The 19599-nt window shown below is 73.5% G+C and carries 10 protein-coding genes; 3 read left to right on the forward strand and 7 right to left on the reverse strand.

Annotated elements, in window-relative coordinates; translation table 11 throughout:
* Positions 1-92 precede the first annotated feature (92 nt).
* On the forward strand, positions 93-5063 hold the full coding sequence (locus ACWDX7_RS02505) for an NAD-glutamate dehydrogenase (RefSeq protein WP_451488628.1): 4971 nt from the start codon (positions 93-95) through the stop codon (positions 5061-5063).
* 159 nt (positions 5064-5222) lie between these two features.
* Here the strand turns inward: ACWDX7_RS02505 and ACWDX7_RS02510 are convergent, their stop codons facing one another.
* Together ACWDX7_RS02510 and ACWDX7_RS02515 are read right to left on the reverse strand one after the other, a co-directional pair.
* Positions 5223-5999 (reverse strand): ABC transporter ATP-binding protein, encoded by a 777-nt coding sequence (locus ACWDX7_RS02510; RefSeq protein WP_451488627.1) that lies wholly within the window; start codon positions 5997-5999, stop codon positions 5223-5225.
* The gene (locus tag ACWDX7_RS02515; protein ID WP_451488626.1) at positions 5992-6927 is read right to left on the reverse strand and encodes an ABC transporter permease; all 936 of its coding nucleotides are present in this window, start codon (positions 6925-6927) and stop codon (positions 5992-5994) included. The genes ACWDX7_RS02510 and ACWDX7_RS02515 overlap by 8 nt, the downstream gene beginning before the upstream one ends.
* A gap of 147 nt (positions 6928-7074) precedes the next feature.
* On the opposite strand from ACWDX7_RS02515, the gene ACWDX7_RS02520 reads away from it, so the two are divergent.
* A complete protein-coding gene (locus ACWDX7_RS02520) occupies positions 7075-7707 on the forward strand; it encodes a TetR/AcrR family transcriptional regulator (RefSeq protein ID WP_451488625.1) in 633 nt (210 codons plus the stop codon).
* Positions 7708-7790: 83 nt separating this feature from the next.
* Here the strand turns inward: ACWDX7_RS02520 and ACWDX7_RS02525 are convergent, their stop codons facing one another.
* The 5 genes from ACWDX7_RS02525 to ACWDX7_RS02545 form a co-directional block, all read right to left on the reverse strand.
* Positions 7791-10076: a bifunctional glycosyltransferase/CDP-glycerol:glycerophosphate glycerophosphotransferase gene (locus ACWDX7_RS02525; RefSeq protein WP_451488624.1), complete on the reverse strand. Its 2286-nt coding sequence runs from the start codon at positions 10074-10076 to the stop codon at positions 7791-7793.
* A 180-nt stretch (positions 10077-10256) separates the two neighbouring features.
* Positions 10257-11162, reverse strand: a complete 906-nt coding sequence (locus ACWDX7_RS02530) for a carbohydrate ABC transporter permease (RefSeq protein ID WP_451488623.1) — start codon at positions 11160-11162, stop codon at positions 10257-10259.
* Positions 11159-12472, reverse strand: coding sequence for a carbohydrate ABC transporter permease (locus ACWDX7_RS02535; protein WP_451488657.1), 1314 nt, complete (start codon positions 12470-12472; stop codon positions 11159-11161). Before ACWDX7_RS02535 ends, ACWDX7_RS02530 begins: the two co-directional genes overlap by 4 nt.
* A 133-nt stretch (positions 12473-12605) precedes the next feature.
* A complete protein-coding gene (locus ACWDX7_RS02540) occupies positions 12606-13997 on the reverse strand; it encodes an ABC transporter substrate-binding protein (protein ID WP_451488622.1) in 1392 nt (463 codons plus the stop codon).
* Between the two features lie 115 nt (positions 13998-14112).
* Complete coding sequence (locus ACWDX7_RS02545; protein WP_451488621.1) at positions 14113-17328, reverse strand: FHA domain-containing protein; 3216 nt, start codon at positions 17326-17328, stop codon at positions 14113-14115.
* Positions 17329-17806: 478 nt separating this feature from the next.
* Here ACWDX7_RS02545 and ACWDX7_RS02550 point away from each other — a divergent pair, with 478 nt between their 5' ends.
* Positions 17807-19564: a protein kinase domain-containing protein gene (locus ACWDX7_RS02550; RefSeq protein ID WP_451488620.1), complete on the forward strand. Its 1758-nt coding sequence runs from the start codon at positions 17807-17809 to the stop codon at positions 19562-19564.
* The last annotated feature ends 35 nt before the right edge of the window (positions 19565-19599 follow it).

Consider the following 19599-nt stretch of genomic DNA (forward strand, 5'->3'; position numbering starts at 1 on the left):
GTCGATGACGACCGGACACCCCGCCTCGCGGCGCTACGTCATTCCTCCTCACCACCTACGTCACGCAATGGCGCGCGACAGGAGCCAGGGACATGCAGACCAAGCTGGACGAAGCAAAGGCCGAGCTGCTCACACGGGCGGCCCGGGTAGCTGAGCACAGCCCGGCCGGGGGGCTACTTCCGACTGGGTCCGAGCAGAAAGAGCGCCCCGACCGGGACGCCGTGCTCTCCTACCTCCAGCGCTACTACCTGCACACCGCCCCCGAGGACCTCGTGGACCGGGACCCGGTCGACGTGTACGGGGCGGCGCTCTCCCACTACCGGATCGCCGAGAACCGGCCGCAGGGCACCGCGAAGGTGCGCGTGCACACCCCGACCGTCGAGGAGAACGGCTGGACCTCCAGCCACTCCGTGGTCGAGGTGGTCACCGACGACATGCCGTTCCTCGTGGACTCCGTGACCAACGAGCTGTCCCGGCAGGGACGCGGCATCCACGTCGTGATCCACCCGCAGGTCGTCGTCCGCCGTGACGTCACCGGCAAGCTGATCGAGATCCTCGGCCCCGACTGCGACGCCCACGGCCCCCGGACCCAGCGCCCCCACGACTCCCTCGTAGAGTCCTGGATCCACGTCGAGATCGACCGCGAGACCGACCGCGCCGACCTCAACCAGATCACCGTCGACCTGCGCCGCGTCCTGTCCGACGTACGCGAGTCCGTCGAGGACTGGGAGAAGATGCGCGACACCGCGCTGCGCATCGCCGAGAGCCTGCCCGACGAGCCGGCCGCGCCCGACCTGCGGGACTACGAGCTCGAAGAGGCCCGCGAGCTGCTGCGCTGGCTCGCCGACGACCACTTCACCTTCCTCGGCTACCGCGAGTACAACCTGGTCGACGGCGACGCCCTGTCCGCCGTCCCCGGCACGGGCCTCGGCATCCTGCGCTCCGACCCGCACCACAGCGGCAAGGAGGACGGCCACCCCGTCTCGCCGTCCTTCAACCGGCTCCCGGCCGACGCCCGCGCCAAGGCCCGCGAGCACCACCTGCTGGTGCTGACCAAGGCCAACAGCCGTTCCACCGTGCACCGCCCCTCGTACCTGGACTACGTGGGAGTGAAGAAGTTCGACGCCGAGGGCAACGTCGTCGGCGAGCGCCGCTTCCTCGGTCTGTTCTCCTCCGCCGCGTACACCGAGTCGGTGCGCCGGGTCCCGGTGATCCGCCGCAAGGTGGCCGAGGTCCTGGAGGGAGCCGGCTTCGCGCCGAGCAGCCACGACGGCCGCGACCTGCTCCAGATCCTGGAGACCTACCCGCGCGACGAGCTGTTCCAGACCCCCGTCGACCAGCTCCAGGCCATCGCCACCTCCGTGCTCTACCTCCAGGAACGCCGCAGGCTGCGGCTGTACCTGCGCCAGGACGAGTACGGGCGCTACTACTCGGCGCTGGTCTACCTGCCGCGCGACCGCTACACCACCGGCGTGCGGCTGCGGCTGATCGACATCCTGAAGGAGGAGCTCGGCGGCACCAGCGTCGACTTCACTGCCTGGAACACCGAGTCGATCCTCTCCCGCATCCACTTCGTCATCCGCGTCCCGCAGGGGACCGAGCTGCCCGTCCTCACCGACGCCGACGTCGAGCGCATCGAAGCCCGCCTCGTGGAAGCAGCCCGTTCCTGGGCCGACGGCTTCTCCGAGGCCCTCATCGCCGAGCTGGGAGAGGAGCGCGCCGCCGAGCTGCTGCGCCGTTACGGCACCTCCTTCCCCGAGGGCTACAAGGCCGACCACTCGCCCCGCGCCGCCGTCGCCGACCTCTGCCACCTGGAGCGGCTCTCCGCCAGCGAGGGCGAGTTCGCGCTCTCGCTGTACGAGCCGGTCGGCGCGGCCCCCGGTGAGCGCCGGTTCAAGATCTACCGCACCGGCGAGCAGGTCTCCCTCTCCGCCGTGCTGCCGGTCCTCCAGCGCCTGGGCGTCGAGGTCACCGACGAGCGCCCGTACGAGCTGCGGAGCAGCGACCGGGCCAGTGCCTGGATCTACGACTTCGGCCTGCGGATGCCCGTATCCGCCGGGAGCGGCGGCGACGCCTACCTCGGCCATGACGCCCGCGAGCGCTTCCAGGAGGCCTTCGCCGCCGTCTGGCGGGGCGAGGCGGAGAACGACAACTTCAACGCCCTGGTGCTGAGCGCCGGGCTGACCTGGCGGCAGGCCGTCGTCCTGCGCGCGTACGCGAAGTACCTGCGCCAGGCCGGCTCCACCTTCAGCCAGGACTACATGGAGGACACCCTCCGCAACAACGTCCACACCACCCGGCTGCTGGTCTCGCTCTTCGAAGCCCGGATGTCGCCCGGCCACCAGGCGGCCGGCAGCGAGCTGGTCGACGCGGTGCTGGAGGAGCTCGACGGGGCCCTGGACCAGGTCGCCTCGCTGGACGAGGACCGCATCCTGCGCGCCTTCCTCACCCTCATCAAGGCCACCCTGCGGACCAACTTCTTCCAGCTGAACTCGGCGGGCGAGCAGCACTCCTACGTGTCGATGAAGTTCGACCCGCAGGCCATCCCCGACCTCCCGGCGCCCCGCCCCGCCTTCGAGATCTGGGTGTACTCCCCGCGCGTCGAGGGCGTCCACCTGCGCTTCGGCAAGGTCGCCCGCGGCGGCCTGCGCTGGTCCGACCGGCGGGAGGACTTCCGTACGGAGGTCCTCGGCCTGGTCAAGGCGCAGATGGTGAAGAACACGGTGATCGTGCCGGTCGGCGCCAAGGGCGGCTTCGTCGCCAAGAGCCTGCCCGACCCGTCCGTCGACCGGGACGCGTGGCTCGCCGAGGGCATCGCCTCGTACAAGATCTTCATCTCGGCGCTGCTCGACATCACCGACAACATGGTGGGCGGCGAGGTCGTACCGCCGCCGGGCGTGGTCCGTCACGACGAGGACGACACCTACCTCGTCGTCGCGGCCGACAAGGGCACCGCGACCTTCTCCGACATCGCCAACGGCGTCGCGGAGTCCTACGGCTTCTGGCTCGGTGACGCCTTCGCCTCCGGCGGCTCGGCCGGCTACGACCACAAGGGCATGGGGATCACCGCCCGGGGCGCCTGGGAGTCCGTCAAGCGGCACTTCCGCGAGCTCGGCCACGACACCCAGACCCAGGACTTCACCGTCGTCGGCGTCGGTGACATGTCCGGCGACGTCTTCGGCAACGGCATGCTGCTCTCCGAGCACATCCGCCTGGTCGCCGCCTTCGACCACCGGCACATCTTCATCGACCCGAACCCGGACGCGGCCACCTCGTACGCGGAGCGTCGCCGGCTGTTCGAGCTGCCGCGCTCCTCGTGGGCCGACTACGACACCGCGCTGCTCTCCGCGGGCGGCGGCGTCCACCCCCGTACGGCGAAGGCCATCCCGGTCAACGCGCACATCCGCGCGGCCCTCGGCATCGAGGCGGGCGTCACGAAGATGACGCCGGCCGAGCTGATGCAGTCCATCCTGCGGGCCCCCGTGGACCTGCTGTGGAACGGCGGCATCGGCACCTACGTCAAGGCGACGGCCGAGACCCACGCGGACGTGGGCGACAAGGCCAACGACGCCATCCGCGTCAACGGCTCCGAGGTACGGGCCAAGGTGATCGGCGAGGGCGGCAACCTGGGGCTGACCCAGCTCGGCCGGATCGAATTCGCCCGCACCGGCGCCGGCGGCGAAGGCGGCAAGGTCAACACCGACGCCATCGACAACAGCGCCGGCGTGGACACCTCCGACCACGAGGTGAACATCAAGATCCTGCTGAACGCGCTGGTCACCGACGGGGATATGACCGTCAAGCAGCGCAACAAGCTGCTCGCCGAGATGACCGACGAGGTCGGGCAGCTGGTGCTGCGCAACAACTACGCGCAGAACGTGGCCCTCGCCAACGGCGCGGCCCAGGCGCCCAGCCTGCTCCACGCCCAGCAGCGCTTCATGCGCCGCCTCGCCCGCGAGGGGCTGCTGGACCGCGCGCTGGAGTTCCTGCCCACCGACCGGCAGATCCGCGAGCTGCTGAACTCCGGCAGGGGCCTGACCCAGCCGGAACTGGCCGTTCTGTTCGCTTACACCAAGATCACGGTGGCCAGCGAGCTCATCGCCACCGATCTGCCGGACGACCCGTACCTGCGCCGCCTGCTGCACGCGTACTTCCCGGCCGCCCTGCGGGAGCGCTTCCCGGAGCAGATCGACGCGCACGCGCTGCGCCGCGAGATCATCACCACGGTGCTGGTCAACGACACCGTCAACACGGGTGGTTCGACCTTCCTGCACCGGCTGCGCGAGGAGACCGGGGCCTCCCAGGAGGAGGTCGTCCGGGCGCAGCTCGCGGCCCGCGAGATCTTCGGTCTGGCCGAGGTGTGGGACGCGGTCGAAGCGCTCGACAACAAGGTCGCCGCCGACGTCCAGACCCGGGTGCGGCTGCACTCGCGGCGCCTGGTCGAGCGCGGTACCCGCTGGCTGCTGAACAACCGGCCGCAGCCGCTGGAGATCACCGAGACCATCGAGTTCTTCCAGGAGCGGGTGACGCGGGTCTGGGCCGAGCTGCCCAAGCTGGTGCGCGGCGCGGACCTGGAGTGGTACGGGTCGATCCTGGACGAGCTGACCGGCGAGGGCGTGCCGGAGGAACTGGCGGCCAAGGTCGCCGGCTTCTCCTCCGCCTTCCCGACGCTCGACATCGTGGCCATCGCGGACCGCACCGGCGCGGGTCCGCTGGATGTCGCCGAGGTGTACTACGACCTCGCCGACCGCCTGGACATCACCCAGCTGATGGACCGGATCATCGAGCTGCCGCGGGCCGACCGCTGGCAGTCGATGGCCCGCGCCTCCATCCGCGAGGACCTGTTCGCCGCCCACGCGGCGCTGACCGCGGACGTGCTGTCGGTGGGCAACGGCAGCTCCACTCCCGAAGAGCGCTTCAAGGCGTGGGAGGAGCGGAACGCGGCGATCATCGGGCGGGCCCGCACGACCCTGGACGAGATCCGGGGCTCGGACGACTTCGACCTGGCGAACCTGTCGGTGGCGATGCGCACGATGCGCTCGCTGCTGCGCTCGCACGCCTGAACCAGCCGGGCTGATCCGCTCGGCCTGATCCGCTCGGCCTGATCCCGCTCGGCCTGAGCCGGCGCGGCCTGGGGCCCCGCCCCGCCCGGAACACCTTCCGGGCGGGGGGCGGGGCCCTCGGCGTTGCCGTACGGGTGGTGGGGCGGTGGAGGGGGTGTATCAGGCCTTCGTGAAGGCCTCGTACGCCGCGCACACCTCCGCCGCGGGGCCGTCCATGCGCAGGACGCCCGATTCCAGCCAGATCGCGCGGTCGCAGGTCTCGCGGACCGTGTTGATGCCGTGGCTGACGAGGAAGACGGTGCCGGCGCGCTCGCGCAGTTCCGTGATGCGGGCCTGGCTGCGGCGTTGGAAGGCGGCGTCGCCGGTGGCCAGGGCCTCGTCGATCATCAGGACGTCGTGGTCCTTGGCGGCGGCGATGGAGAAGCGCAGCCGCGCGCCCATGCCGGAGGAGTACGTACGCATGGGCAGGGAAATGAAATCGCCCTTCTCGTTGATGCCGGAGAAGTCCACGATGTCCTGGTAGCGCTCGCGGATCAGCCGCTTGGGCATCCCCATCGCCAGGCCGCCGAGGACGACATTGCGCTCGCCGGTCAGATCGTTCATCAGGGCGGCGTTCACGCCGAGAAGCGATGGCTGGCCGTGCGAGTAGATCGCGCCGCGGGCCACTGGCTGGAGTCCGGCGATGGCGGCCAACAGGGTGGATTTGCCCGAGCCGTTGGAGCCGATGAGACCGATGGCCTCGCCCTTGTAGGCGGTGAAGCTGACGCCCTTGACGGCGTGCACCTCGCGGATGCCGGGGGCGGGCCGGCGGGAGAAGATCCGGCTCAGGGCGGCGGTGGCGCCGCCCTTGCGGGCGCCGTTGCCGTGGACCTTGTAGATCACGTGGACCTCGTCCGCGATCACGGTCGGGACGCGGGTCCCGGTGGTGTCAGCCACGGCCGTACTCCTCCTCGGACTTCCAGAAGTAGACGAAGCCGCCGGCGCCGGCCAGGACGGCCCAGCCGATGGCGATCGGCCACACGTGGTGGGGCAGGGACGCGGCCTGGAAGCTGTCGATCAGCGCGAAGCGCATCAGGTCGATGTAGACGGCCGCCGGGTTGGTCTTGAGCACCAGCAGCATCCAGTGCGGCAGATGGTCCGTCTTCAGCATCTGGTCGATGGACCACATGACACCGGAGGAGTACATCCAGGTGCGCAGGACGAAGGGCATCAGCTGGCTGACGTCCGGGCTCTTGCTGCCGATGCGGGCCAGGACCATGGCGCAGCCGGCGGCGAAGACGGCCATCAGCAGCAGGGTGGGGAGGGCGAGCAGCCAGGACGGGCCGGGGGTCTGGCCGAAGGCGCACAGCAGGACGGCCAGCGCGCCCATGGTGATCAGCAGCTGCTGGAAGAGCTGGACGACGGCGGAAAGCGGCAGGCTGGCGCGGGGGAAGTGCAGGGCCCGGACCAGGCCCAGGTTGCTGTGCACGGAGCGGGTGCCGGCATTGATGGAGCTGCCGATGAAGTCCCAGACGAAGACGCCGGTGATCAGGAACGGCACGTAGTCGGGCACGCCGTGGCTGGCGCGCATCACGATCCCGAAGATGAAGAAGTACACGGCGGCGTTGAGCAGCGGGGTCACCAGGTGCCAGAGCTGGCCGAGCCGGGCCGTGCTGTACGTCGCCTGCAGGCGGGCGCTCGCGTACGCGGTCACGAAGTGGCGGCGCGCCCAGAGCTGCCGGATGTAGCGGGGGAGAGTGGGGCGGGCTCCGCTGACGGTCAGGCCGTGGGCGGCGGCGAGTTCCGCCGCGCTCGGTGGGCGCTGCCCTCGGAGCTGAGGCGGTCCGGTCGGCTCGTGGCGGGCGGGTGTGGTCGCGGTGGTCACAGGGGTCGCTTTCGCCGGGGTCAAGGGCTGCGCTGACTATGGGACGGGGCCGTATCGTCGCTACGGCGAGAGTAGGACCGCTGGCGTCGGAACGCAACCGTATCGTCGTGACGGAGGGGCGTTGGCGTGCGCCGCTATGCTCTGGGCATGACCAAGGACCCCGCCCCCGCCGAACCCCCCGTCCCCGCACCGGCCCGCCGCGCCCCGGCGGGAGCCGCCGTCCTGCGCGAGGACGTCACCGAGGCGATCCGCGGCGCGGTGGTGGAGGAACTGGCCGCCGTCGGCTTCTCCCGGATGTCGATCGAGGGGATCGCCCGGCGGGCCGGCGTGGGCAAGACCGCGGTGTACCGGCGGTGGAAGTCGAAGCTGCACCTGGTGCTGGACCTGGTGGGCGCCTTCGCGGCGGACGGCCTGCCGGTGCCCGCCACCGGCTCGCTGTACGGGGACGTACGGGCGCTGCTGGAGGTCATGTCACACGTGCTGCGGCACCCGGTGGCATCCGCGGTGATCCCCGACCTGCTCGTCGAGGCGGCGCGGAATCCGGAGATCGCGCAGGCGGTCCGGGGCGCGGTCCTGGACGGGCAGCGGCGGATGGCTCAGGGAATCGTCGCGGACGCGGTGGCCCGGGGCGAGTTGGCGGGGGGCGCGGATCCCGAGCGGGCGCTCGATCTGGCGATCGGGCCGCTGTACTGGCGGCAGGTGGTGGTGCGGGACGCCGTATCGGGGGAGTACCTGGACGATCTGGCCCGCTCGGTGGTCGCGGGCCTGCGCGCCGGCTGACCCCCGCGAAGCCCCCGCCCGGCCCGTGCGCCGGCTGACCCCCGCGAAGCCCCCGCCCGGCCCGTGCCACCCGGCGGCACGCGCTACGGCCAGAGGCCCGACGTCAGCTCGGCCAAGCCCGCTTCGGGGGCGACGGCAGGGGCGGGCGCGGCGGCCTGGGCCGAAGGGGCGGGGCGCCGGTCCTCCAGCGGCGTGAGCGAGGGGAGCGGCACCGGCTGCCCGAGGAAGACGCGGCGGACCACACGCTCCGCCGCGTGCCCGTCCTCGTACGGGCAGAAACGTGCCCGGAACGCCGCCCGGAGCTGGGCGGAGCGGGATCCCTGCCAGTGGCCCGTGGCGAAGATGTCCACCAGTTCGTCCTCGGTCCGCGCGATCGCGCCCGGCGGGAAGGAGCGCAGGTCGAAGTAGGTACCGCGGGCGGCCTCGTAGGCCTCCCAGTCGTCCGCGTGGATGACGATCGGCCGGTCCAGCGCCGCGTAGTCGAACATCAGGGACGAGTAGTCCGTCACCAACGCGTCCGAGGCCAGGCACACTTCCTCCACCGACGGGTACGAGGAGACGTCGATCAGGCGGGGATGGGCCCCGGGCGTCCACCCGCTGTCCGCGTACGTGAGGTGGGCGCGGGCCAGGAGGACGAAGCGGGGGCCCAGATCGCGCAGGACCCGCTCGAAGTCCAGGTGTTCGGGACGGCTGCGCCGGTAGTCGCGGTGGGTGGGGGCGTACAGGATCGCCGTGGAGCCGGGCGGGATGCCCAGGCGTTCGCGCAGTTCCAGCACCTCGGCCCGGCCCGCCCGGTGGAAGAGGTCGTTGCGCGGATAGCCGTACTCCAGCGTCGTGTAGGAGGAAGGGACGGCCTTCTCCCACACCAGCGTGGAGTGGCGGTTCGAGGAGAGCAGGAAGTCCCACTGGTCGGCGCCGCGCAGCAGGCCCGCGAAGTCCGTCGTCGGGGCGGCCGCCGGGCGGTCCTGGAGGTCGAGGCCGACGCGCTTGAGCGGGGTGCCGTGCTGGGTCTGGACCATGATCTGGCCGGGGCGCTTGACCAGGGTGCGGTCGAAGTTGACGTTGGTGACCAGGTATGCGGCCCGGGCGAGGGCGGTCCAGTACGCGGCCGAGCCGGGCCGCAGGGCCACCGTCTGCGGGGGAAGCGTCGAGGCGTGCGCCGGATCGCAGATCCACGCCGTGCGCATCCGCGGCGCCAGCTCCCGCAGCTTCGCCTCGATCGCGGCCGGGTTGCAGGCGTAACCGCCGTGCCAGTAGGCGGAGAAGACGGCCAGCTCCGGGCGCAGCGGCAGCAGGCGCTGGATCCGGTAGTGCAGGCGCAGCCAGGCCTCGCGCTGGCCGCGCCGGGCGGCCGCCGAGCCGCGGCCCACCGCCAGCGCCCCCGTCCGCAGCACGGACAGCAGCCGGTAGGTCCGCCGGGCGCCCAGCCGCATCAGGGCGTGCCGCACGCGGTCGGTCCGGGACAGCGACAGCGGCAGCGCGCCCCCGCCGCCGGGCGCCCGGTGGCGGCGCAGCAGGGCCGAGGCCCACCGGAAGAACTCGGCGCGGCTGGAGCGGGGGAGGCGGCGCGGGTCGGCGTACAGGGCGCAGAACCGCCCGGCCATCCCGCGGTGCACGGTGGGGCGCCAGCGCTCCAGCTCGGGGCGCCCGGCGAGGTAGCCGAAGACCCGGTCGTACTGGTCGAGGATGTCGAGGTGGCGCCGGCTGGAGGTGGTCAGGACCGAGCCCGTGCGGCGCCGGCGGGAGTAGAGGCAGACCCGGTCCAGGACGGCGACGGACTCGGCGGCGAGCAGCGCCGGGTAGGTCCAGGGGATGTCCTCGTAGAACCCCGGCGGGAAGGTGAGCTGCTCGCGCTCCACGTACTCGCGGCGGTACGCCTTGTTCCACACCGCGGTCCCCAGGCCGAGCAGGGCCGGGCGGTCGGTGAGCCGGAAGCTGGCCGGGCCCTCCTCCGACAGCTGGTGCGCGAGGCGGTCGCGCACCGGTTCCCCCGTCCAGGAGGTGCGCGCGTAGTCGTAGACCAGGACGTCCGGCGAGCCGGTGGCCTTCAGCCGGTCCGTGATGGCCTGGAGGGCGCCCGGGGCGAGGGTGTCGTCGCCGTCGAGGAAGACGAGGTAATCGCCGGTGGCCCGGGCGAGGGCCGCGTTGCGGGCCGGGCCCGGGCCGAGGTGGTGGGCCAGGTGCACGGCGGTGACGCGGGGGTCCAGGGCCGCGTACTCGTCGAGGATCGAACCGCAGGCGTCCGGCGAGGCGTCGTCCACCGCGATCAGTTCCAGATCCGGGCAGGACTGGCCGAGGACCGAGTCCAGACTCTCCTGGAGGTACGCCTGGACCTTGTATGCGGGCACGATGACGCTGAACCGGGGCACGGCACATCCAGAGGTCGGCAGGCGGGACATGGCCCAGGAACCCCCGGCGTGGTGATCGGGTTACGCGGGGTGCGGCATTCGGGTTACGCAGCGTCAACGCCGCACGTCAACGGGGTCGGCAGACGATGACGGCGGGGCCCGGCGCGGGCCCCGCCGCGCCGGGCCCCGCGCGGGGCGGCGTCATTTGACCGCGCCGGCCATCACCCCCGTGACGAACTGCCGCTGGAAGGCGAAGAAGACCACCAGCGGCACCACCATCGACAGGAACGCACCGGGCGCCAGCACGTCGATGTTGTTCCCGAACTGCCGTACCTGCTGCTGGAGCGCGACCGTGATCGGCGGGTTCGCCGAATCCGCGAAGACGAGCGCCACCAGCATGTCGTTCCACACCCACAGGAACTGGAAGATGCCGAGCGAGGCGATCGCCGGACCGCCCAGCGGCAGCACCACCCGCGCGAACAGGCGCAGCTCACCCGCCCCGTCGAGGCGGGCCGCCTCCAGCAGCTCGCGCGGGATCTCCGCGAAGAAGTTGCGCAGGAGGAACACGGCGAAGGGCAGCCCGAAGGCGACGTGGAACAGCACCACACCGGCGGTGGTCTCGAACAGCCCGATGGAACCGAAGAGTTCGGAGACGGGAATGAGCGCCACCTGCACGGGGACCACGAGCAGCCCCACCACGAGCAGGAAGAGCCAGTCCCGGCCCGGGAACTCCAGCCAGGCGAAGGCGTATCCGGCGAAGGCGCCCAGGACGAGCACGAGCGCGGTCGCCGGGACGGCGATCGCGACCGTGTTCAGCAGGGAACCGGTGATCGTGTCGTTGGCCAGCAGCCGCTCGTAGTTGTCGGCCGTCAGCCGCGAGGGCGCGGTCAGCACCTGCCACCAGCCGCCCTCGTTGAGGCCGGTGGGGGAGAGGAAGGAGGAGATGAGAAGGCCGAGCGTGGGCAGCAGCCAGAACAGGGCGGCCAGCAGCAGGAAGACGCGGGTGGCTCCGCCCGCGGCGCGGGCCGCGAGCCGTCCGGCGCGGCCGCCGGGCGTCGCCGGGGCCGGGCCCGGGGCCTGGGGCCGGACCTTGGTGGGGGCGCTCATCGGGACCGCTCCTTCCGCAGCCTGCGGATGTTCACCAGCATCACCGGGACCACCAGCACCAGCAGCAGCACGGCGATGGCACTGCCCAGGCCGGGATCGGCGTCCGCGCCGAAAGAGGTCCGGTACAGCTGGAGCGCGAGGACGTTCGCGTCGTCCTGGACCGCGCCCGGCGCGATCACGAAGACGAGGTCGAAGATCTTCATCACGTTGATGACGAGGGTGACGAGGACGACCACCAGTACGGGCGCGAGCAGCGGGATGGTGATCCGGCGGAACACCTGCCACTCGTTCGCCCCGTCCACGCGCGCCGCTTCCAGCAGCTCACGCGGTACGGAGGCCAGGCCGGCGCCGATCAGCACCATCGCGAAACCGGCCCACATCCATACGTACGCCCCGATGACGGCCGGGGTCACCAGGCTCGGGCCCAGCCACTCCACCCCGCCGTACGCCTCCCGGAAGTTCTCCGCCGGCAGCCGCAGCCGCGCCCCGTCGGCCCGTTCGGACAGGCTGAAGGTGCCGTCGGCGCGGGCCCTGGCCGAGTCCACCACCTTGCCGTCCTTGACCGCCTCGACCCGCATCCCGGCGAAGGCCGACTCGGCGGGGTCCACCGCGTTCGTCGTGCCGCCCCCGCCGCGGGTGAAGTCCTGCCAGGCCGTGCCGGTCACCTTGCCGGGCTCGGCCTGGGCGAGCGCCGCCGTACGGGTCCCCTCGGGCAGGGCCTCCGGAGCCACGCCGACCAGCGGAAGCAGCACGGGCACGCCCGCCCGGACGGGATCGCGGGTGATGAAGGCGCCCCCGTCGGCGGGCTCCAGGGGGGAGTCCCGGCCGGGCCGGGCCTTGGGGAAGGCCGAGGACTCCGCGAAGGTGTCGTGCACGCCCACCCAGACCGCGTTGGCGATGCCGCGGTCGGGATCGTGGTCGTAGACGAGCCGGAAAATGATGCCCGCCGCCAGCATGGAGATCGCCATCGGCATGAACACGAGCAGCTTGAACGCCGTGCCCCAGCGGATCCGTTCGGTGAGCACCGCGAAGATCAGGCCCAGGGCGGTGGCGGTGGTGGGGGCCAGCACCACCCACACCGCCGTGTTCTGCAGGGCGGTGCGGATCGTGTCGTCGCTCAGGATCTGGCGGTAGTTGTCCCCGCCGACGAAGGTGTCGCCCGAGCGGTCGAAGAGGCTGCGGAAGAGGGAGTAGCCGATCGGGTGCACGACGAGCGCGCCGAGCAGCAGGAGGGCGGGGAGGAGGAACGCCGCCGCTATCAGCCGGCGGCGGCGCGCCTCCGCGGAGCGGGCCGTCCTGCCGGCCCGCAGGGCGGCCGCGTCGCCGCCGGACCGGGAGGCGGATCCCGCGGGGCCGGTGGGGCTGCCGGGGCCGCCGGGGCCGCCGGATCCTGCGGCGCCGGAGGACCCCGTTCCGGTGTCGGTTGGCTTGGCTGTCACGGAATCAGTTCCCTCCCCCGGACCCCGTCCCGGAGGCCCCCCAGGCCTTGGCCGCGTCCGCCTCCAGCCTCGCCTGGATGCCCGCCACGTCCGACGGGTTCGCCAGGAAGTCCTGGAGGGCCTTCCACTCGCCCGCGCCCGGGGTCCCGCCGAAGGCCGCCGGAGCCTGGTCCGACATGTCGAAGCGGAAGTCGTCACCGGCCGCGATCAGCGCCTTGGCGATGTCGCGCTGGATGTCGTTCGGGTAGGCGGCCAGGTCGACCGACTTGTTCGGGGAGATGAAACCGCCCGCGCGGGCCTGGATCTCCGCCGCGTCCGCCGAGGCCAGGAAGGTCAGCAGCGCCTGCGCGCCCTTCGTCGGCTTCAGTGCCACCGCCACGTCACCGCCCGACACCACCGGCGGCTTGGCGCCGACCGCCGGGAAGGGGAAGACGAGGGCCTCCTCGCCCACCTTCGTCTCGGTCTGCGCGATGTTCACCGCGACGAAGTCGCCCTCGAAGACCATCGCGGCCGCCGGCCGGTCACCGCCGGTGAAGGTCTGCGTCACCGACTTCGGGAACTCGGTGGACAGGGCCCCGCTCGGGCCGCCCGCCAGGAAGTCCTTGCGCCCGAACAGCTGGCCCAGCGTGGTCAGCGCCTGCTTGACGCTGTCGTCCGTCCACTTGATCTGGTGCTTCGCCAACTGGTCGTACTTCTCGGGACCGGCCTGCGAGAGGTAGACGTTCTCGAACCAGTCGGTGAGGGTCCAGCCGTCCGCGCCGGCCACCGACACGGCCGGAGTGCCGGACGCCGAGAGGGTGTCGGCCGCGGTCAGCAACTCCTTCCAGGTCGTCGGCGGTTTGACCCCGGCGGCCTCGAAGGCACCGGCGTTGTACCAGATCAACGACTTGTTCGCGGCCTTGTAGTAGACCCCGTACTGGGTGCCCCCGACCGCGCCGAGCTCCTTCCAGCCCGCCGAGTAGTTCGCGTCGAGCTGGGCCTTGGCCTCCGGGCCCACCGGCTGCGCCCACTTGTTCTGCACCGCCGAGACCAGCGCCCCGACCTGCGGCAGCAGCGCCACGTCCGGCGGCTGGCCGCCCGCGATCTTCGAGCCGAGGAAGGTGACGATCGGGTCCTGGGCCGGGACGAAGGTGACGGTGGCCCCCGTCCGCTTCTCGAACTCCTTGAGGACCTTGGTGAAGTTCTCCTGCTCCGGGCCCGTCCACACGGCCGCGACCGACAGCTTCTCCCCGGCCAGTTGCGGCAGTTCGACCCGGGGGGCGCCGGCGGTCCCGCCCTCGGTCGGATCCGGTTTGGTGGTGTCCGCGCCGCCGCCGCACGCGCCGAGCGTGAGCGCGCCGGCCGCGGCCAGCGCTGCCCAGCTGAGTGTCGTACGGCTCTTTCCGTGCCTGCGCATGGCTGTGCCCCCGATGCCCGTGGTGTGTCCCGGACCACAAGGTCTACGCTGAGCGGCGCGCCCCCGCAATACCGCCTCGCGGCGTAGGGGGCGGCCGGTTGACGCGCCGGGTGGATCAGGGGGCCGGCGGGAACAGCACCGGTGTGGCCGAGACCAGGCGAGAGGCCCGCTCCAGGGCGCTGGCCAGCAGCGCGAGATCGGTCGGGCCGTTGCCCAGCTCGCGCACCGGGCGGCGGGCCGGCGGGTCACCCATCCGCTCCCACTCCACCGGGACCACGGTCGGTCTCAAGGTCGCGGTCCGCGGGATCCGGCCGGTGACACGGCCGCCCTGGAACGGGACCGCCCGGCCGTCGGCGTACCGCAGCAGACCCCGGCCCGGGCCCGGCTGGTCGGGTGCGTCCAGCTCCACGCGCAGCGGGCTCAGCCGGGTCAGCTCGGTGCCGGCCGTACGCTCCGGCCGGGCGCTGGTCGCCACCAGGTGCACCCCGAGCCCGGCCCCCTCGCGGGCCACCGTCTCCAGCGCCCGCACCACCGAACCGGCGGCGGGGCGGCCCGTACTGCCGAGTCCGGGCGCGACCAGCGCGTCGAAGTCGTCCACCAGCACGACCAGGCGCGGCAGCGGACTCGGGCCGGCCGGGTCCGTACGGGTCACGGCGGAGCGCAGCCGGAGCGTGCCCGAGCGCTGGGATTCGAGGTCGCCGCGCAGCTCGCCGGGGGTGGGCTGGCGGGGCGAGACCATCCGCTCGGAGAGCTCGCGGCGGGCGTGCCACTCGGCGAAGGGCACCCCGTCCAGCAGTTCGGCGCGGCGCTTGAGCTCGGCGCCGAGCGCCTGCGCGAACTCCCGCATGCGCAGCGGGTCGGAGGCGACGAGGTGGGCGCAGACGTGCGGGAGCTCGGTGCAGGGCAGCAGCCCGTCACCCCGCTCGCCCCCGGCCCCGTCGAGGAGGAGGAGCCCGAGCCGGTCCGGCCGGGCGGCGGCACCGAGCGACGCGGCGACCGACCGCAGCAGCTCGGTCCGCCCGCTCCCGGCGGGTCCCTCGATGAGGAGGTGCGGGCCGTCGTGGACCAGCTCGATGCCGACGGTTCCGCGCCGCCCGCTGCCCAGCACGACCTCGGCCAGACCGCCGACGCCCTGCCCCTGCTCGGTGGCGGCGGCCCAACGGGCCATCAGGGATGCCGGGGTGGCCCGGGCCAGGCCCAGCTCGTCCAGCAGCCGTGTGGTGGGCGGCAGGGCAGCCGCCGCCGGCCTGTACGGCTCGACGGCGGCGCCGCCGTCGGTGCGCAGGGGGGCCAGGGCCCGGGCGAAGCGCTCGGCCCAGGCGGCGGAGACGGCGTCGACGGTGGCGGTGCCTCCGGCCGGGGAGGGCCTGCCGCCGCTGACCGCGAAGGTCCGTACGGCGGTGGCCACATCCCCGCTGAGCAGGGCGACGACATCGCAGTCCCGGAAGGCCGGGGTGCTCGCGCAGGCCGCCTCGTAGGTGTCGGCGACCGGCGAGGCGGGGGTGGCCGCCGGGGATTCGGCGAGCGCGAGGACGTGGATCCCGGCGGCCGGCCCGTGTGAGGCGAGCCGCCCGGTGACATCGCGCAGCGGGCCCGCGCCGGGATCGCCGTCGACGATGAGCAGGGTGTACGGGCCCTCGTACGCGGAGGCGGCCCGCCGGACGCCGTCCTGGTCGGCGGCGGCCCAATGGGTGCCCAGCGGGCCGTCGTCCAGGCGCCGGCTCAGCTCACCGGTACGGGCGGCGGCCTGGTCGCGGTCGTAGGCGAGGAGCAGCCGGCAGTCCTGGCCGTGTGCGGGCCGTACGTGGGGCAGCCAGCCCAGCCAGCCCCAGTCGCGCCGCCGCTCGGCGAGTGCGCGCGCCCGGTCGGTGGCGAGGAGCACGATCTCCAGCTGTCCCGGCGCGTGCAGTGCGGCCAGCTGGGCGACCACGCAGCGGGCGGCCCCGGCGAGCCGGGCGCGCGGACCGGCGAGGCCCAGCGAGCCGACGGTGCGCAGCGGCACCCGGCTTCCGGCGCCGAGGCCCACGTCCAGCAGCCGGGGATGCCCGGGGCCGCGGGACCACAGCCGTTCGGTGGGGCCCAGCGCGGCCAGCAGCAGCGCGGCCGGGTCGTCCGGGTCGGGTGCGGCGGCCGGGACCGCCTCCGGTGGGGTGTGGGCCTCGGGGAGGTCCTCGCCGCGCACCCACTTCAGGGCCCATGCCCCGAGGCCCTTGCGGCGTCCCGCTTGCGGGGAGCCGGGCGTCTGGGGCGGCTCCTGGTCGGGGCTCACGGAGCCGGGTACGTCCGGGGCGGAGGGTGGCGCCGGGTGGGTGCGGGAGTCGCCCCGGGTGGAGGGCGCGGGGTACGGACGCGGCGGGGCGGCGGGCGGGGCTGCGGGTGGTGAGGCGGGCGGGGGTGCGGCTGGGGCTGCGCCGCCGCCGGGCCAGCCGGTGCCGGATGCGGCCGCGGGGCCTTGCTGCGCCCCCGCCGGGGCGGGGTGCTGCTCCGTCCCGGGGACCGTGGGGCCCGCGCCTTCCGCGTCGTGGCCGCCGGGGCGCGGCCCGGGCAGGCCGGCCAACCCCGGGCCGGCCACGCCCGGACCGGCCGCGCCAGGGTCCGGGGCGCCGTGCCCCGCGCCCGGTTCGCGGCGCGGGCCCCAAGGACCGCCCGGCTCCCCGCCGGAGGCGGACGGCGCCCGGGTCGGAAGCGAGAGGTGCCCCTCCAGGTCCGGGACCACCGGCAGGGCGGCGGCGAGTGCCTCCCCCGCGGGCGCGAGCCGCAGGGTGGACTCCCCGACGCGCAGGAGCGCCCCCGGCGGCAGCGGAACCGGCTGCGGCCCCACCGGCAGGCCGTCCAGCGTCGTGCCGTTCGTCGAGCTGAGGTCGGCCACCGAAACCCGCCCGTCCCGCATCACCGTCACCGCGCAGTGCAGCCGTGACACGTCGGGGTCGTCGAGCGGGACGTCGGCCTCGGCGGAGCGGCCCACGCGGATCTGGCCGCTGTGCAGCAGGTGCACCCCGCCGGCGTCGGGCCCGGCCACCACGTGCAGCTGGGGCGCGCCGAGGCCCTCCTCCGGCAGGACGTCGGGCACCGGCGCGTGGAGCGCCAGTACCGCTCCGTCCACGAGCGGCGGCTCGCCGAGCACCCGCCGCTGGAGGTCCAGCCGCTCGGCGCCGGCGTACAGCACGACCGTGCCTCCGGTGTCGGGCCCGCCGACGGTGGCCGCGAGCCCGGAGGCGACCGCGGCCAGCGCCGTACCGGCGGGCGCGGTGACGAGGACGTCACAGCTCGCGGGCGCGGTGGAGGTCTGGTGGCCGCTGCGCGACCCGAGGACGGTCAGCCGGATCTGCATCGCCGTCAGCGGTCCCTTCTGCGCGGTGCGCGGTGTATGCGCCCGGCAGGGGGATCTCGGGACACGGCTGCCCGGTCGCCCCCTACCCGGCACGGACACGTCGTCCGGTCAGGTCTGCCGGAAGGCGGGGCTCCCGTCCCGTGCCGTTCCGTACGGGTGCATCCTCGCACCTGTCGCGGACGACACGCCCGGAACCCGCCCATAAATGATCTTGAGGGCTGGCGGCGCGCCCCCGCCCCGCCGCGATGCGGCGGGCTGACCGGGCCATGCCCGGCAATGCCGGGGAGTGCCGGGGGGTGTGGGGGAAAATCGCCTCCGGCATACCCCGCGAACATCACCCTTAGCGCATATGTGCGGCAACCAACCCCCGGTGCCCGGCGTCTTCCCCCGGGACACCCCCTAGAGTGGGCCGGAAAACCATTTCGATGGACGGCGGCACCGAAAACGCCGGATTGACGACAGCAGGGGAGCGCGAGACGTGCGGCCAGTCGGCAGCAAGTACCTGCTTGAGGAGCCGCTCGGACGCGGCGCCACAGGCACCGTCTGGCGTGCCCGCCAGCGGGAGGCCGCGGGCGACGAGGCGGCCGTCGCCGGCCACGCCGGCGAGACCGTGGCGATCAAGGTCCTCAAGGAGGAGCTGGCCCACGATCCCGACATCGTCATGCGCTTCCTGCGGGAGCGCTCGGTCCTGCTGCGCCTGACGCACGCCAACATCGTGCGCACCCGCGACCTCGTGGTCGAAGGCGATCTCCTGGCGCTGGTCATGGACCTGATCGACGGGCCGGACCTGCACAAGTACCTCCGGGAAAACGGCCCCTTCACGCCCGTCGCCGCGAGCCTGCTGACCGCGCAGATCGCCGACGCCCTCGCCGCCAGCCATGCCGACGGCGTGGTCCACCGCGATCTGAAGCCCGCCAACGTGCTCCTCGACGAGCGCGGCGGCCAGATGAAGCCGATGCTCACCGACTTCGGCATCGCCCGCCTCGCGGACTCCCCGGGGCTGACCCGTACGCACGAGTTCGTCGGGACCCCCGCCTACGTCGCCCCCGAGTCGGCCGAGGGCCGCCCGCAGACCTCCGCCGTGGACATCTACGGCGCGGGCATCCTGCTCTACGAGCTGCTCACCGGCCGCCCGCCGTTCGCCGGCGGAACGGCGCTCGAAGTGCTCCACCGCCACCTCAGCGAGGAGCCGCAGCGCCCCACGACCGTTCCCGAGCCGCTGTGGACGGTCATCGAGCGCTGCCTGCGCAAGGAGCCGAACGAGCGCCCCAGCGCCCAGAGCCTGGCCCGCGGGCTGCGCGTGGTGGCCGCCGGCATCGGCGTGCACTCCTCGGCCGCCGAGGTGGAGGCCGCGCTCGGCGTCGGCGCGCTGCTCGCGCCCGACCCCTCGCCCGCCCCCGTCCCGGAGACCCCCGGCGCGGCGGACCCCACCCAGGTGCTCTCCGGGCCGGGCCGCTCGCCCATGGGCGGGTACGACCCGAACGCGATGACCAGCGTCATGCCGCCGGTCGGCCCGGCCGACGCCACGTCGGTGCTGCCGAGCACCGGCGGCCCCGGGGCCGATCCGACCTCGGTCATGCCGCCCGTGGAGCGGCCGGACCAGCCGCACCCGTGGCAGTCGCAGATGCAGGCGGCCCGCGACCGCAACGAGCAGACGCAGATCCAGTACCTCGACCCGGACGAGGACCCGCTGCGCCGCCGCCCGCAGCGCCAGGCGCCCCCGCCGCCGCAGCACCAGCCCCGGCGGCCCCAGCAGCCCCAGCAGCAGCCGTACCGCCAGGGCCCGCCGCAGGCCCCGTACAGGCAGCAGCCGCAGCAGCAGTACGCGCCTCCGCCGCCGCAGCACTACCAGCCGCAGCACCAACAGCACCAGCCTCAGCCGTACCAGCAGCCGCAGCATCCCCAGTACCAGCAGCAGCCCCGGCAGGCACCCCCGCAGCAGCCGCCCGCCCGCCGTCGCGAGCCGCCCGCCCGCCGGGAGCCGCGCGAGCCGCGCCGCCGCAGCGCCAACCCGGTGCGGATCCCCGGCCTCGGCTGCCTCAAGGGCTGCCTGGTGATGATCCTGCTCTTCGTGGTGGCGGGCTGGATGATCTGGGAGTTCACCGGGCTCCAGCAGTGGGTCGGTACCGGCCGGGGCTGGTGGGACCAGCTGTGGACCTGGGGAAGCCAGGCCGTCGACTGGGTCGGCTCCGTCGGCGAGGCCACGGGCGGTACGACGGGCGGTACCACTCCCTGAATCCGCGCCCGTAGCGGCGAGTTCGTGGATTTGTC

The organism is Streptomyces sp. NPDC003034 (assembly GCF_053591375.1).

Excerpts from the sequence above, each read along its gene's own strand:
- ACWDX7_RS02545 (WP_451488621.1), bottom strand. The coding sequence starts at position 17,328 with ATGCAGATCCGGCTGACCGTCCTCGGGTCGCGCAGCGGCCACCAGACC.
- ACWDX7_RS02540 (WP_451488622.1), bottom strand. The coding sequence starts at position 13,997 with ATGCGCAGGCACGGAAAGAGCCGTACGACACTCAGCTGGGCAGCGCTG.
- ACWDX7_RS02505 (WP_451488628.1), top strand. The coding sequence starts at position 93 with ATGCAGACCAAGCTGGACGAAGCAAAGGCCGAGCTGCTCACACGGGCG.
- ACWDX7_RS02530 (WP_451488623.1), bottom strand. The coding sequence starts at position 11,162 with ATGAGCGCCCCCACCAAGGTCCGGCCCCAGGCCCCGGGCCCGGCCCCG.
- ACWDX7_RS02520 (WP_451488625.1), top strand. The coding sequence starts at position 7,075 with ATGACCAAGGACCCCGCCCCCGCCGAACCCCCCGTCCCCGCACCGGCC.